This window comes from Burkholderia sp. PU8-34, assembly GCF_053427725.1.
Window position 1 is genome coordinate 82,577 of record NZ_JBSAXC010000005.1, and the last position, 14,241, is coordinate 96,817.

At 68.4% G+C, this 14,241-nt stretch carries 13 protein-coding genes; 7 read left to right on the forward strand and 6 right to left on the reverse strand.

The window, feature by feature from the left end; all coding sequences use genetic code 11:
* Positions 1–65: 65 nt before the first annotated feature.
* Positions 66–389, forward strand: coding sequence for a DUF1840 domain-containing protein (locus ACV22Z_RS14410; RefSeq protein WP_448076974.1), 324 nt, complete (start codon positions 66–68; stop codon positions 387–389).
* 105 nt (positions 390–494) lie between these two features.
* Here ACV22Z_RS14410 and metH read toward each other — a convergent pair whose 3' ends face one another.
* The 5 genes from metH to ACV22Z_RS14435 all read right to left on the reverse strand — a co-directional run bounded on the left by metH (position 495) and on the right by ACV22Z_RS14435 (position 7,666).
* A complete protein-coding gene (gene metH, locus ACV22Z_RS14415; protein WP_448076975.1) occupies positions 495–3,212 on the reverse strand; it encodes a methionine synthase in 2,718 nt (905 codons plus the stop codon).
* Positions 3,213–3,254: 42 nt separating this feature from the next.
* Positions 3,255–4,349 (reverse strand): homocysteine S-methyltransferase family protein, encoded by a 1,095-nt coding sequence (locus ACV22Z_RS14420; protein ID WP_448076976.1) that lies wholly within the window; start codon positions 4,347–4,349, stop codon positions 3,255–3,257.
* Between the two features lie 329 nt (positions 4,350–4,678).
* On the reverse strand, positions 4,679–4,936 hold the full coding sequence (locus ACV22Z_RS14425) for a BTH_I0359 family protein (RefSeq protein ID WP_448076977.1): 258 nt from the start codon (positions 4,934–4,936) through the stop codon (positions 4,679–4,681).
* Between the two features lie 276 nt (positions 4,937–5,212).
* A complete protein-coding gene (locus ACV22Z_RS14430; protein WP_448076978.1) occupies positions 5,213–6,601 on the reverse strand; it encodes a DUF3108 domain-containing protein in 1,389 nt (462 codons plus the stop codon).
* A 189-nt stretch (positions 6,602–6,790) separates the two neighbouring features.
* Positions 6,791–7,666: an IclR family transcriptional regulator gene (locus ACV22Z_RS14435; RefSeq protein WP_448076979.1), complete on the reverse strand. Its 876-nt coding sequence runs from the start codon at positions 7,664–7,666 to the stop codon at positions 6,791–6,793.
* A 136-nt stretch (positions 7,667–7,802) separates the two neighbouring features.
* Between ACV22Z_RS14435 and ACV22Z_RS14440 the strand changes: the two genes are divergently transcribed.
* From ACV22Z_RS14440 to rfaE2, 6 genes are all read left to right on the forward strand, one after another.
* Positions 7,803–8,795 carry a fumarylacetoacetate hydrolase family protein gene (locus tag ACV22Z_RS14440; RefSeq protein ID WP_448076980.1) on the forward strand — a complete coding sequence of 331 codons (993 nt, stop codon included), beginning with the start codon at positions 7,803–7,805 and terminating at the stop codon, positions 8,793–8,795.
* A gap of 119 nt (positions 8,796–8,914) precedes the next feature.
* On the forward strand, positions 8,915–9,742 hold the full coding sequence (locus tag ACV22Z_RS14445; protein WP_448076981.1) for an enoyl-CoA hydratase/isomerase family protein: 828 nt from the start codon (positions 8,915–8,917) through the stop codon (positions 9,740–9,742).
* Between the two features lie 73 nt (positions 9,743–9,815).
* Positions 9,816–10,553: a PhaM family polyhydroxyalkanoate granule multifunctional regulatory protein gene (locus ACV22Z_RS14450; RefSeq protein WP_448076982.1), complete on the forward strand. Its 738-nt coding sequence runs from the start codon at positions 9,816–9,818 to the stop codon at positions 10,551–10,553.
* A gap of 31 nt (positions 10,554–10,584) precedes the next feature.
* Positions 10,585–11,796, forward strand: coding sequence for a patatin-like phospholipase family protein (locus tag ACV22Z_RS14455; protein ID WP_448076983.1), 1,212 nt, complete (start codon positions 10,585–10,587; stop codon positions 11,794–11,796).
* A 482-nt stretch (positions 11,797–12,278) separates the two neighbouring features.
* On the forward strand, positions 12,279–13,154 hold the full coding sequence (locus tag ACV22Z_RS14460) for a ferritin-like domain-containing protein (protein WP_448076984.1): 876 nt from the start codon (positions 12,279–12,281) through the stop codon (positions 13,152–13,154).
* 156 nt (positions 13,155–13,310) lie between these two features.
* The gene (gene rfaE2, locus ACV22Z_RS14465) at positions 13,311–13,796 is read left to right on the forward strand and encodes a D-glycero-beta-D-manno-heptose 1-phosphate adenylyltransferase (protein WP_448076985.1); all 486 of its coding nucleotides are present in this window, start codon (positions 13,311–13,313) and stop codon (positions 13,794–13,796) included.
* 25 nt (positions 13,797–13,821) lie between these two features.
* Here rfaE2 and ACV22Z_RS14470 read toward each other — a convergent pair whose 3' ends face one another.
* Positions 13,822–14,064, reverse strand: a complete 243-nt coding sequence (locus ACV22Z_RS14470) for a hypothetical protein (RefSeq protein ID WP_448076986.1) — start codon at positions 14,062–14,064, stop codon at positions 13,822–13,824.
* Positions 14,065–14,241 lie beyond the last annotated feature (177 nt).

A 14,241-nucleotide genomic window follows, 5' to 3' on the forward strand; every position in this document is an offset into this window, starting at 1 on the left:
ACGCCGGTCTGCCGGCGTTCCCCAACCTCGCGCGGCGGGCACAACAAGATGAAAAGGGAATTGTCATGATTACGTTCAAGAGCAAGGCGGCACAGGATCTCGACGTGCTGAAGGATTTCGCCGTGTATGTGCTGGGCCTGGTCGGCAAGCAGCTCGGCGAGCGCGGCGTGATTACGCACGACGAGCTGGACCACGCGATCGCGAAGCTGGAAGACGCCGTCACGCAGGCGAAGCAGGAGCGTGCCGAGCACGCCGGCCATTTCCACGAGGACGATGCCGAGCACGCGCACCACGAAGTGCCGCCGAGCCTGGCGCAGCGCGTCGCGCCGTTCCTCACGATGCTGCGCGAGGCGAAGGCCGGCGAAGCCGACGTGCACTGGGGTTTCTGAGCCGCACCAGCCAGACCGCCAGCAAAAAGCCCGCAAATGCGGGCTTTTTTCATTTCGTGTGACGAAAAGCGTGGCAACAGGCCGGCGCCGGCCGGCCGTTCCCGCTCAAAGCTGCGGCGCGAGCGCGCGCCGCGCGTCGTCGAGCGACAGCGCCATCCGCTGCGCATAGTCCTCGAGCTGGTCCTGCCCGATTTTCCCGACCGAGAAGTAGGTGCTGTCCGGGTGCGCGAGGTAGAAGCCCGACACGCTCGCCGCCGGCAGCATCGCCAGCGACTCGGTGACGCTCATGCCGATCTCGTCTGCGTGAAGCGCTTCAAACATGTCGCGTTTCACGAGGTGGTCGGGGCAGGCCGGATAGCCGGGCGCCGGGCGGATGCCGACGTACTTTTCGGCGATCAGCGCGTCGTTGTCGAGCGTCTCGCCGCTCGCATAGCCCCACAGCTCGCGGCGCACGCGCGCGTGCATCGCTTCGGCGAACGCTTCCGCGAAGCGGTCCGCGAGCGCCTTCAGCATGATCGCGCTGTAGTCGTCGTTGTCGGCTTCGAACTGCTTTTCCTTCACGTCGACGCCGACGCCGGCCGTCACCGCGAACATCCCGATATAGTCGGCGACGCCCGATTCCTTCGGCGCGATGAAGTCGGCGAGCGAGCGGTTCGGCCGCATCACGCCGTCGACCACCGGGCGCACGCTCTGCTGGCGCAGGTTGCGCCATGTGAGCAGCACCTCGGAGCGCGATTCGTCGGTGTAGATCTCGATGTCGTCGCCGTTGACCGTGTTCGCCGGCAGCAGCGAGATCACGCCGTTCGCGGTCAGCCAGCGGCCCTGGATCAGGCGCGCGAGCATCGACTTCGCGTCGGAGAACACGCGGCGCGCCGATTCGCCGACGATCTCGTCGTTCAGGATCGCCGGATACGGGCCCGCGAGATCCCAGGTCTGGAAGAACGGGCCCCAGTCGATGTAGTTCGCGAGTTCGTTCAGGTCGTAATTCTTGAACACGCGCCGGCCGATGAACTTCGGCTTGACCGGCTGGTAGCTCGCCCAGTCCACCTTGGTCTTGTTCGCGCGCGCCTCGGCGAGCGTGACCATCGGCTGCGCCTTGCGGTTCGCGTGCTGGTCGCGGATGCGTTCGTAATCGGACTTCAACTCGTCGAGATACTTCGCCGCGCCCTCGTCGGACAGCAGGCTCGACGCGACCGACACCGAGCGCGACGCGTCCGGCACGTAGACGACCGGGCCCTCGTAGTGCGGCGCGATCTTCACGGCCGTATGCACGCGCGAGGTCGTCGCGCCGCCGATCAGCAGCGGAATCTTCTTCACGCGGAAGTAGTCGTCGCGCTGCATTTCCGACGCGACGTAGGCCATTTCCTCGAGGCTCGGCGTGATCAGGCCCGACAGCCCGATGATGTCCGCGCCCTCGACCTTCGCCTTCGCGAGGATCTCGTTGCACGGGACCATCACGCCCATGTTGACCACTTCGAAGTTGTTGCACTGGAGCACGACCGACACGATGTTCTTGCCGATGTCGTGCACGTCGCCCTTCACGGTCGCGATGACGATCTTGCCCTTCGCACGCACGTCGCCGCCCGCTTCCGCGAGCAGGCGCTTTTCTTCCTCGATGAACGGGATCAGGTGCGCGACGGCCTGCTTCATCACGCGCGCCGACTTCACGACCTGCGGCAGGAACATCTTGCCCTGGCCGAACAGGTCGCCGACGACGTTCATCCCGTCCATCAGCGGCCCTTCGATCACGTTGATCGGGCGCCCGCCCGCCGCGGCGATCTTCGCGCGCGCTTCTTCGGTATCCTCGACGATGAAGTTCGTGATGCCGTGCACGAGCGCGTGCGCGAGGCGCTTCTCGACCGGCTGGTTGCGCCACTCGAGGTTCTCTTCCTTCTTCGCGGCGCCGGTCTTGAACTTGTCGGCGATCTCGAGCAGGCGATCGGTCGAATCGGTGCGGCGGTTCAGGATCACGTCCTCGACGCGCTCGCGCAGTTCCGCATCGAGCTCCGCATACACGCCGAGCTGGCCCGCGTTGACGATGCCCATGTCCATCCCCGCCTGGATCGCGTGGTACAGGAACACGGTGTGGATCGCCTCGCGCACCGGGTCGTTGCCGCGGAACGAGAACGACACGTTCGACACGCCGCCGCTCACCTTCGCGTACGGCAGGTGCTGCTTGATCCAGCGGGTCGCCTCGATGAAGTCGACCGCGTAATTGTTGTGCTCCTCGATGCCCGTCGCGACCGCGAAGATGTTCGGGTCGAAGATGATGTCTTCCGGCGGGAAGCCCACCTCGTTCACGAGAAAGTCATACGAGCGCTTGCAGATCTCGGTCTTGCGCGCGAACGTGTCGGCCTGGCCCTGCTCGTCGAACGCCATCACGACGGCTGCCGCGCCGTAGCGGCGGATCAGCTTCGCATGATGGCGGAAGGCGTCCTCGCCTTCCTTCAGCGAGATCGAGTTGACGATCGCCTTGCCCTGCACGCACTTCAGGCCCGCCTCGATGACCTCCCACTTCGACGAGTCGATCATGATCGGCACGCGCGCGATGTCCGGCTCCGACGCGATCAGGTTCAGGAAGCGCACCATCGCCGCCTTCGAATCGAGCATCGCCTCGTCCATGTTGATGTCGATCACCTGCGCGCCGTTCTCGACCTGCTGGCGCGCGACGGCGAGCGCCTCGTCGAACTGGCCGTTGAGGATCATCCGTGCGAACGCCTTCGAGCCGGTGACGTTGGTGCGTTCACCGACGTTGATGAAGAGCGTCCCGGACGTGACGTTGAACGGCTCGAGGCCGGCAAGGCGCATCATGTGATCGGTCATGGCGGTGCGAATTCGTGTGATGAAGGGCGTGGGGCGGTCGGGTCAGGCGGCTTCGCTGTACTGGCTCGGCCAGCGGCGCGGCTGCACTTCGGCGAGCGCCTTCGCGATCTCGGCGATGTGCTCGGGCGTCGTGCCGCAGCAGCCGCCCGCGAGGTTCACGAGCCCGGCCTGCGCGAATTCCTTCAAGAGGCCCGACGTGACGTCGGGCGTCTCGTCGAAGCCGGTATCGCTCATCGGGTTCGGCAGGCCCGCGTTCGGGTAGCACGACACGTAGGTGTCGCACAGCTTCGCGAGCTCGGCGATGTACGGGCGCATCAGCGCCGCGCCGAGCGCGCAGTTCAGGCCGAACGTGAGCGGCTTCGCATGGCGCAGCGAGTTCCAGAACGCCTCGACCGTCTGGCCCGACAGGATGCGGCCCGACGCGTCGGTGACGGTGCCCGAGACCATGATCGGCAGGCGTTCGCCGGTGTCGTCGAACAGTTGGTCGAGCGCGAACAGCGCGGCCTTTGCATTCAGCGTGTCGAAGATCGTCTCGACGAGGAACAGGTCGACGCCGCCGTCGAGCAGCGCCTTCGCCTGCGCGTAGTACGCGTCGCGCAGTTCGTCGAACGTGACGTTGCGTGCGCCCGGATCGTTGACGTCCGGCGAGATGCTCGCCGTCTTCGGCGTCGGCCCGATCGCGCCCGCGACGAAGCGCGGCTTGGTCCGAGTCGCGTATTTCGCGGCCGATTCGCGCGCGAGCTTCGCCGATTCGACGTTCATCTCGACGACGAGGTCTTCCATCCCGTAGTCGGCCTGCGCGACCGACGTCGCGCCGAACGTGTTGGTTTCCACGATGTCCGCGCCGGCCGCGAAGTATTGGTCGTGGATCTCCCGGATGATCTGCGGCTGCGTGATCGACAGCAGTTCGTTGTTGCCCTTGATGTCGCGCGCGAAATTCGTGAAGCGTTCGCCGCGATACGCCGCCTCGTCGAGCTTGTAGCGCTGGATCATCGTGCCCATCGCGCCGTCGAGGATCAGGATGCGCTGCTTGAGCAGCGCAGGCAGCTGGGCGCCGCGCGTGTACGGCGCGTCGGGCGCCGCTGCGTCGGGCGCGGCGGACGGAGCGGAAGGAACGGCGGATGAGGTCGCAGACATGGCGGATGACCGGCGAATCGGAAAAACCGCCATTGTAGCCGGTGCGGCCCTGCACCGCCCGGCGTGGCGCGGGGCGGAGCGAAGGTGGAGCGAGGGTGGAGCGAGGGCGGCCGCGCAGTAGCCGGGCCGGCGCGTGACGGTGCGCAGCATGACGCGCGCATGTCGGCCGCGTGACAGTCGGTGCGCGGCTGGCGCGCCGCGCGAAATCCCAAATGAAAACCCCCGCGCGGCGGACCGGGCGGGGGGATCGGAGTGCTCGGGGCGGCGCAGGTGAACCGCGCGCCGCTTGCGGTGAGCCCGGCGCTTCAGGCCGCCGGGCCCGGGTGCCGTCAGTGCAGGACGACCGGTTGCGTCATCAGGCTGTCGAACTGTCCGAGGAATTCGTCGACTTCGTCGAGCGACGGTTCGTCCTCGATCAGCTGTTTGACGTGCTCGCGAAACCGCGTAGCGAGTTCGCCATCGATAAAGATTTCGCGCTGCGCGTTCTTGTCGACGATTTCGTAGCCGCCCGCGTTCATCGCGTGGTGGCCGGCCTGCGGCGGGAACTCGACGACGCAGTAGTTGGGGCTGTTGTAGATCATTTGCATGGCGGCACTCCTCTTCGCAGTGGCATCTGGCCTTGTTGTCCCCATAGGTGGGGCAGGCTGCGCCGGTTTCAAGGGGCTTGCGCTGCACACCCCGTTCCCGTTGCATGGGGTGTATCGGTTAGAAGCCGATAGCTTAGAAACGTTTCCTATTGTCGGCCGGTGCACCGAAATAGTTGTTAAAGAGTGTCATGCCTAATTTTACGGCGCATAACGGCTGATCTTTAGGTGTGTGAGCATCGGTCGAAATTGCCGATTCGTGCGTCGGCACGCGGCGCGTCACGGGGCTGCAGTCGATGGCGCAGGCGGCGCGGATGGCGATGGGGCGGGCGCTGTCGGCGCGGGAGCGGGTGCGGGAGCCGTCGCAGGCGATGCAGCGGGAGTGGGTGTAGGAGCCGGCGCAGGCGATACAGCGGGAGCGGGTGTAGGAGCCGGCGCAGGCGATGCCGCGGGCGCGGGCGACGCATCAGGCGCGGGCGACCCAGCGGGGGCGGGCGGCGTCGAAGCATTGGCCGGCGCGGCCGGTGCGTGGGCGGTGTCGGGCGTGGCGTCCGCGGGCACGTCGGGGGCGGCGAGCCGCCCGTGCCACAGCAGTTCGATCTGCGTGCCGTTCGGTTCGGTCTGCACGAGCCGCGCGGGCAGCCAGCCGAGCGACGGCGCGAGCCACATGTCGATGCGCCGCGTGTCGCCCGCGCGGCGCGGCAGGCGCATGAAGTGCCGCGTCGCGACGAAGCCCGCGGCGGTCTGCACCTGTTCGTCGCCGATCACCGTGAGCGGCCAGGTCTCGCCGCTGTTGTTGTCGACGACGAAGAATTGCTGCGTGACGCCCGGCCTGTACGCATCCGGGTTGCCGCGCACGAGGCCCGCGAGCTGCATCAGCATGCTGAAGCGGTCCTGCGCGCCGTCGGGCAGCGGTACGTTGTTGGGCGTGCGCGTGAACACGACCTGCTTGATCTCGCGGTTGAAGATCGCGATGTCCTCGGGACGCTTGCCGCGCTGCTCGACGTAACGCTCGGGCGCGATCCCGAATGCATCGATGCGGCCCTGGCTCCGGTAGCGGAACGGGCCGACGAACGGCACGGGCATCGTCACCGAAAGCTCGTAGGTCTGCCCGTCGGTGCGCCAGTGGATCGTGCCCGTCGAGTTCTGCATGCCGTTGAAGAACGCGTCGTACTGCAGGTCGCCGGATGGCGGCACCGCGTATTTCACGCCGTTCGAAGCGGGGCCTGCCGTCGCGGGGCCGCTCGCGCCGCCGGCGGACGCAGCCGATGCACCGGATGCACCGGCTGCACCGGATGCCGCGCCGTTTGTGGATGCGGCCGGCGGCTCGCCTTCCGCTGCAGTCTGCGTCGATGTCAGAACCGGTTCTTGCGGCGCCGGGCGCGGATGTGAGGCGGGTTTTGCGGCCGGCTTCGCAAGGGGCGGCGCGGCCGGTTTCGCGACCGGCTTTGGCGCGGGCGGCGCAGCTTGCCGCTCGATCGGCTGCGGTTTCAGCAGCTCGATCTGCACGGGCACCTCGGCGGGCGCGGGCGGTGTGAACGGTTCGCGATGACGCGTGAACCAGAACGCGGCGAGCACGTGCAGCACGAGCACCACGACGAGCGCGACGCCCACGCGCAGCCAGAGGCGGGGCGGAGCATGGCGGGGGCGGGTGTCGGAGCGAGGCATCGGCTGGCGGCGAAGGGTACGGGGCGGTGTGGGGCGGTTGTCGGGCATCCGGCGCGCAACGTGCGTGCCGGCTCGCGGGGCTCGTCAGGATTCCGACCGCCGGAGGCGCCGCGCGTTCGCGGCGCGTGGCGGGCGACAGGCGCGTCAGGCACGACAGGCGCGACAGGCGCGACAGGCGCGACAGGCACGTCACGCGTCGCGTGCGTCCGGACTATAGCCGAGTTCGTACGACAGTTTCTGCGCGCAGTCGCGCAGCGCGGTGTCGATCTCGCCGCCCCATGCGATGTCGAACGTGCCTTCGTGGCCGAGCGCGAGGATCGCGAGCGCGAGTTCGCCGACCGCGTCGAACACTGGCATGCAGAACGCGTGGATCGTCGGCAGCAGCATCCCTTCGACGCGTGCGGCCTGATGCGCGCGCACGTCCGCGAGCATCGCGTCGACGTCGGCGCGCGTGCGCGGCCCGCCGTGATGCGGCGAGCGGCGCGTGTCGGCGAGCTCGCGCTCGATCATCGCGGCGGTCTTGCCGGGCGGCAGGTACGCGGCGAACAGCAGGCCCGTCGCGGAGCCGAGCAGCGGCATCACGTCGCCGAGCTTCAGCGATGCCTTCGCGGGATGGCTCGATTCCATCCAGTGCACGATCGTCGGCCCCTGGTTGCCCCACACTGCGATGCCGACCGTCTGGTCGAGCCGGTCGCGCAGCTCGGTCAGCGCGATCCGCGCGAGCTTCACGCCGTCGACCCGCGCGAGGCGTGCGAGGCCCATCTGCAGCGCGAAGCCGCCGAGCTCGTAGCGGCCGGACACGGGATCCTGCGATACGACGCCGAGCCGCGAGAAGCTGACGAGATAGCGATGCGCCTTCGCGGGGCTCATGCCCGCGCGCTGCGCGAGGTCGCGCAGCATCATCGCGCGCGGCTCGCTCGTCAGCACGTCGAGCAGGCGGAAGCCGACCTCGATCGACTGGATGCCGGAGCGGACCTTCTCGCCGCCATCGCCGCCGTCGCCGGCAGAATCGTCGGCAGTGTCGGGTTCGGCGAGATCGTCGTCTGGGAGCTGGCTGGCGGGCATGGGGCAACGGCGCGCGGTGCGCGATGAAGAGGCTGGATTGGGTTCGGCCGCGGCGCGCATGCTGGCGGCGCGCCGCACGGATTCACCATCGTAAAATAGATTCCTTCCATCGTCACTACAACGGCAGATTCCCCTTATGAAACTTGCTTCGCTGAAGGACGGCACGCGCGACGGCCAGCTGATCGTCGTGTCGCGCGACCTGCATACCGCGGCGATCGCCGATGCGATCGCGCCGACGCTGCAGCGCGTCCTCGACGACTGGGCGTTCTATGCGCCGCAGCTGCGCGATCTGTACGACGCGCTGAACCACGGCCGTGCGCGCCACGCGTTCGCGTTCGATCCGGCCAACTGCATGGCGCCGCTGCCGCGCGCGTTCCAGTGGGCGGACGGTTCCGCATACGTGAACCACGTGGAGCTCGTGCGCCGCGCGCGCGGCGCGGAAATGCCGCCGGAATTCTGGACCGATCCGCTGATGTACCAGGGCGGCAGCGACGATTTCCTCGGGGCGCGCGACGACGTGATCTGCCCGTCCGAGGAATGGGGCATCGACTTCGAGGCGGAAGTCGCGGTGATCACCGGCGACGTGCCGATGAGCGTGTCGCCCGACGACGCGCTGAGGGCCGTGCGGCTCGTCACGCTCGTGAACGATGTATCGCTGCGCAACCTGATCCCGGCCGAGCTCGCGAAGGGCTTCGGCTTCTTCCAGAGCAAGCCGGCGACTGCGTTCGCGCCGGTCGCGGTGACGCCGGACGAACTCGGCGAGCACTGGCGCGACGGCCGCGTGCACCGGCCGATGGTCGTCCACTGGAACGGCAAGAAAGTCGGCCAGCCGGACGCGGGCACCGACATGGTGTTCCATTTCGGCCAGCTGATCGCGCACGCGGCGAAGACGCGCAACCTGCGCGCGGGCTCGATCGTCGGCTCGGGCACGGTGTCGAACAAGGACCCGAAGCGCGGCTACTGCTGCATCGCCGAGAAGCGCTGCCTCGAGACGATCGAGCACGGCGCGCCGCAGACGCCGTTCATGCGCTATGGCGACACCGTGAAGATCGAGATGGTCGACGAGGCCGGCAAGTCGATCTTCGGCGCGATCGAGCAGTCTGTCGCACCGCCCGACGGCGCTGCCTGACATGCACCCGCGGTGCACGGGCGCAACCCGGTTGCGGCCCGCGCGCCGGGTTTCGCCCGATGTTTGCCCGCGCGGGCTTGGCTACACTCGACCCATGGGTTTTCCGCAAGGAGTTGCGCATGTCTGATCTTGCTGTCTACAGCGGCTATGAAGCACTGAAGGTGCGGCGTCAGCCGCACGGCATCCTCGAAATCGTGATGAGTGGCGAAGGCGCGAACAAGAGCGGCCTCGCCACCGCGAACGAGCGCATGCACCGCGAACTGGCCGACATCTGGCGCGACGTCGATCGCGATCCCGACACGCGCGTCGCGGTGATCCGCGGCGAAGGCAAGGGCTTCTCGGCGGGCGGCGACCTCGCGCTCGTCGAGCAGATGGCAAACGACTTCGACGTGCGCGCGCGGGTCTGGCGCGAGGCGCGCGACCTTGTCTACAACGTGATCAACTGCAGCAAGCCGATCGTGTCCGCGATGCACGGCCCGGCGGTCGGCGCGGGGCTCGTCGCAGGGCTGCTCGCCGACATCTCGATCGCGTCGAAGAGCGCGCGCATCATCGACGGCCATACGCGGCTCGGCGTTGCGGCCGGCGACCACGCGGCGATCGTGTGGCCGCTGTTGTGCGGGATGGCGAAAGCGAAGTACTACCTGCTGCTGTGCGAGCCGGTGAGCGGCGAGGAGGCCGAGCGGATCGGCCTTGTGTCGCTCGCGGTCGACGACCAAGACCTGTTGCCGAAGGCGTACGAGGTTGCCGAGCGGCTCGCGCACGGGTCGCAGACGGCGATCCGCTGGACCAAGTACGCGCTCAACAACTGGCTGCGCTCGGCCGGGCCGACGTTCGACACGTCGCTCGCGCTCGAATTCATGGGCTTTTCGGGGCCCGACGTGCAGGAGGGCATCCGTTCGCTGCGCGAGCGCCGCCCGCCCGATTTCCCCGGCGGCGCGCCGTTCTGACGCGCGCTATGATGATCCAGGCGCGCCTGGCCGATCCGGCCGCCGCCCTCCCCCAGTCAACCAGGACGCCCGCATGACGATCGATACCACCGGCTCCAATCCTTTCTCCGGCTTTGCCGGCTTCCAACCCGCCGACATGGTCGACCGGATGTGGGAAATGATCCGCCTGTCGCCGTTCGGCGCGATGGCGGCGATTCCCGGCGCCACGCAAGGGTTGCCACCGTCGCTGGCGAGCATGTCCGACATGATGGCGCCGCTCACGAACGTCGAGGAGCTCGACAAGCGGATCACCGACCTGCGTGCGGTCGAGCAGTGGCTGAAGCTGAACCTCGGGATGCTGCAGTCCGCGATCCAGGCGCTCGAGGTGCAGCGCGCGACGCTCGCGACGCTGCGTGCGTTCGGTGCGTTCGCGCAAAGCTCGATGTCGGCCGCCGAGGACGCGGCCGTCGCGGCGGCGAAGGCCGCGGCATCGCCGCTCGGCGACGCGCCGAAAGCCGAACCGGACGCGCCGCCGCCCGACGCCGAGGCCGCCGCTCAGAACCAGGCGTTCGATCCGGCCGGGTGGTGGAACCTGTTGCAGACGCAGTTCAATCAGCTCGCGAGCTTCGCGATGACGCAGCCGGGCGCCCAGCCCGCCGCCGCGCCGGACGCGGCGCCGCCCGCGGCGGCCGATCCGGCCGATCCGGCCGATCCGCCGGCCGCCGCGCCGCGCAAGCCTGCCGCGAAGCGTGCGAAGCCGGCCGGTTCGGCCGCGGCGCGCGCGGCAGCCGCGTCGACGCCCGCGAGCCGTCCGCCGAAGCGCTCGACGTGACGGCGCGGCAGCCCATGTAGCAGGTCGAACGATGCGGCTCGCGCTCGTACTGATGGGAGGCGGCGCGCGTGCCGCGTATCAGGTCGGCGTGCTGAAGGCGCTCACCGAGATCGCGCTCGACGCCGATCCGCCGCGGCGCACGCTGCCGTTCGCGGTCGTGTGCGGGTCGTCGGCCGGCGCGATCAACGCGACGTCGATCGCGAGCCACGCGGACGATTTCTCGCACGGCGTGCGGCGCCTGCTCGAATTCTGGGAGCACCTGCGCGCCGATTACGTGTACCGCACCGACTGGCTCGGCATTGCCGCCGCGGGCGCGCGCTGGCTCGCGGCGATGAGTTTCGGCTGGGCGGCGCGCCGCTCGCCGCGCGGCCTGCTCGACAACGCGCCGCTCGCTCACCTGCTGCAGCGCGAGCTGAGCTTTCACCGGATCGAGCAGATGCTTGAGGCGCGCCTGCTGCACGCGCTGTCGATCACGGCGCTCAGCTATTCGAGCGGCCGGCACCTGACGTTCTACCAGGCGGCCGAGCCGATCCAGGCGTGGCGGCGCGCGCAGCGCACCGCGCGGCTCGTCGACCTGTCGGCGTCGCACCTGCTCGCGTCGTCGGCGATTCCGTTCGTGTTCCCGGCCGTGCCGCTCGTGCTCGACGGCCAGATCGAATACTTCGGCGACGGCTCGATCCGGCAGATCGCGCCGCTGTCGCCGGCGATCCATTTCGGCGCGGACGCGATCGTCGTGGTCGGCGCGGCCGATCCGCGGCCCGAGATTCCCGCCGCGAACGGCGCGGGCCTCGTGCGCGGCTACCCGTCGCTCGCGCAGATCGGCCAGCAGGTGCTCGCGAGCGTGTTCCTCGACTCGATCGGCTCGGACATCGAGCGGATCGAGCACATCAACCGGATGATCACGCACCTGCCGCACCAGGTCGAAGTGGACAGCGGCTGGCGGCATGTCGACGTGCTCGCGATCGCGCCGTCCGAGCGCATCGAGCTGATTGCCGCGAAGCACGTGAAGCAGCTGCCGCTCAGCGTGCGCGGGCTGCTCGGCGCGGTCGGCGGCAGCCAGCCCGCGGGCGCGTCGTTCGCGAGCTACCTGCTGTTCGAGGCGTCGTTCGCGCGCGAGCTGATCGAGCTCGGCTACCGCGACGGCTGCGCGCAGCGCGACACGCTCGCCGGCTGGATCGCGCACGCGGACGGCGCGAGCGCGTCGCCGGCCGACGGGCCGACGGCCGGGGAAATACAGGTCTGACGCATATCGGTGCATGACGATTACGCATTCATTTCACGCTAATTACATTCTTGTTTCAATTCCACGGCATGATGGATGCGGCCAGGCGCCGCACCGTGCCGCGCGGCGCCTGGCCGAACGCGACCGGGGCACCGTCTCGGAACCGTCACGCCCGCGTGATATCATGGCCGCCGCCGAATACACCATATCGAGCAGCCCGCCTGCCAGCGGTGCCCCGCATGGGGCCGCGGACGGGCTCGCCAGCGAAGCCGGCCAGCGCCGGCCCCCACTCAGGCACGCGCGGCCCGTTCCGTCATGGCACGCAGCTTGCCCCACGGCGGCTTACGCGGCCGCGCGGCTGACGGATGCGGATCGCGCGTCCGGGGGCCGGTTTCACGCGTAAAATTAGAGGCTTGGTTGCAAAAAGCGCATCGGCATGCGCAATTGCTGCAACAGTCACGTTTGAGAGAAGTCGCATTGCGCAGAACAGGGGTGGGACCATCATGAACACCATGCTTTATCCGGAACTTTACAAGTCGCTCGAAGCCGTCCGCTGGGACATGGAGAAGGACATTCCGTGGGACAAGTTCGACGCTTCGCTGCTCACCGACGAGCAGGCGAGGACGATCAAGATGAACGCGATCACCGAATGGTCGGCGCTGCCCGCGACCGAGATGTTCCTGCGCGACAACCAGCACGACAGCGACTTTTCCGCCTTCATGAGCGTGTGGTTCTTCGAAGAGCAGAAGCACTCGCTCGTGCTGATGGAATACCTGCGCCGCTTCAAGCCGGAAATGATGCCGACCGAGGAGGAGCTGCATGCGGTGCGCTTCGAGTTCGATCCGGCGCCACCGCTCGAGACGCTGATGCTGCACTTCTGCGGCGAGATCCGCCTGAACCACTGGTACCGCTGCGCAGCCGAGTGGCACACCGAGCCGGTCATCAAGCACATCTACGAAACGATCTCGCGCGATGAGGCGCGCCATGGCGGCGCGTACCTCCGCTACATGAAGAGGGCGCTCAACAACTGCGGCGACGTCGCACGTGCGGCGTTCGCGAAGATCGGCGTGCTGATGGCGTCTGCGCGCCGCACCGAGAAGCCGCTGCACCCGACCAACCTGCACGTGAACCAGGCGCTGTTCCCGCGCGACACCGTGCAGTCGCGCCTGCCCGATCCGGAGTGGCTCGAGCGCTGGCTCGACGAGCAGATCCGCTTCGACGGCGAGTGGGAGAAGAAGGTCGTCGAGCGTATCCTGCACAACCTGTCGATCCTGTTCGAGCGCACGTTCGCGACCGCGCAGGAACTCAACCGGTACCGCAAGGAAGTCACGGGCCGTCTGCAGTCCGAAAGCGGCCCGTCCGCAGCGCAGCCGGCCTGACGTCGGTTCGCGTGCGGCCGGCTCGTTGCCGGCCGCACGTCACCGGCCGCGCCCGCTGCCGGGCCGCGATGAAACGAAGCCCGTCCGGCCGGTCCGACGGGCTTTTTCTTGGGTATGCGCGCCGCGCATGCCGCTTATTTCCGCTTTTCGCCCATCATGCCTGCCACCTTCGAACGAAAGCTGATCACCCGCGATGCGCTCGTCGCGCTCCGCGCGTCGCTGCCGTCGCCCGTCGTGTTCACGAACGGCGTGTTCGACATCCTGCACCGCGGCCATGTCACCTATCTCGCCGACGCGAAGGCGCTCGGCGCGTGCCTGATTGTCGGCGTGAACAGCGATGCGTCGGTGCGGATGCTCGGCAAGGGCGACGACCGGCCGATCAACCGCGAGGACGACCGCATGGCGCTGCTCGCGGCGCTCGAGAGCGTCGACTATGTCGTGAAGTTCGAGGAACAGACGCCGGTGTCGCTGATCGAGGCCGTCCATCCGGACATCCTCGTCAAGGGCGGCGATTACGATATGGATGTGCTGCCGGAATCGGCGCTGGTGCGCGGCTGGGGTGGGCGCGCGCTGGCGATCCCGTTCGAGCACGACCGCTCGACCACTGCGCTGCTGAAGAAGGTGCGCACGCAGCAGCCGTAAGGTCGGCGCGCGGCCGCGCGCGTCGTCACGGCGCGGACGCGGCAAGCGGCTGGGCGGCCACCGGCGGCGCGGCGATCGGCCCGCCGACGACCGCCTCGCCGGCGGCTTGTGCGAGCGGCGTCACGCGCAGCGCATCGGGATGCACCTGCCGCGACAGGATCTCCGGCTCGCGCGGACCGGCCGCGGGCAGCGGCCCGAACACCTCGCGCGTCAAAACGAGCGCGAGCATGTTGGCGAGAAAGAGAACAGCGATCAGCCAGCGCAGCATCGTCGACACTCCTTTTCGTCATCCAGGTGCCCAGGCGTCCTGGCGTCCATGCGTCTAGTTGCCCGGTTGCCCGGTCGCCAAGTCGTCCAGTGATCCCGTCGTCCCGTCGTCCGGTCGTCCGGTCGTCCGGTCGGGGCGGCCGCAAGGCCAGCCCGTTCTCCATGCATTCGGGCCGTC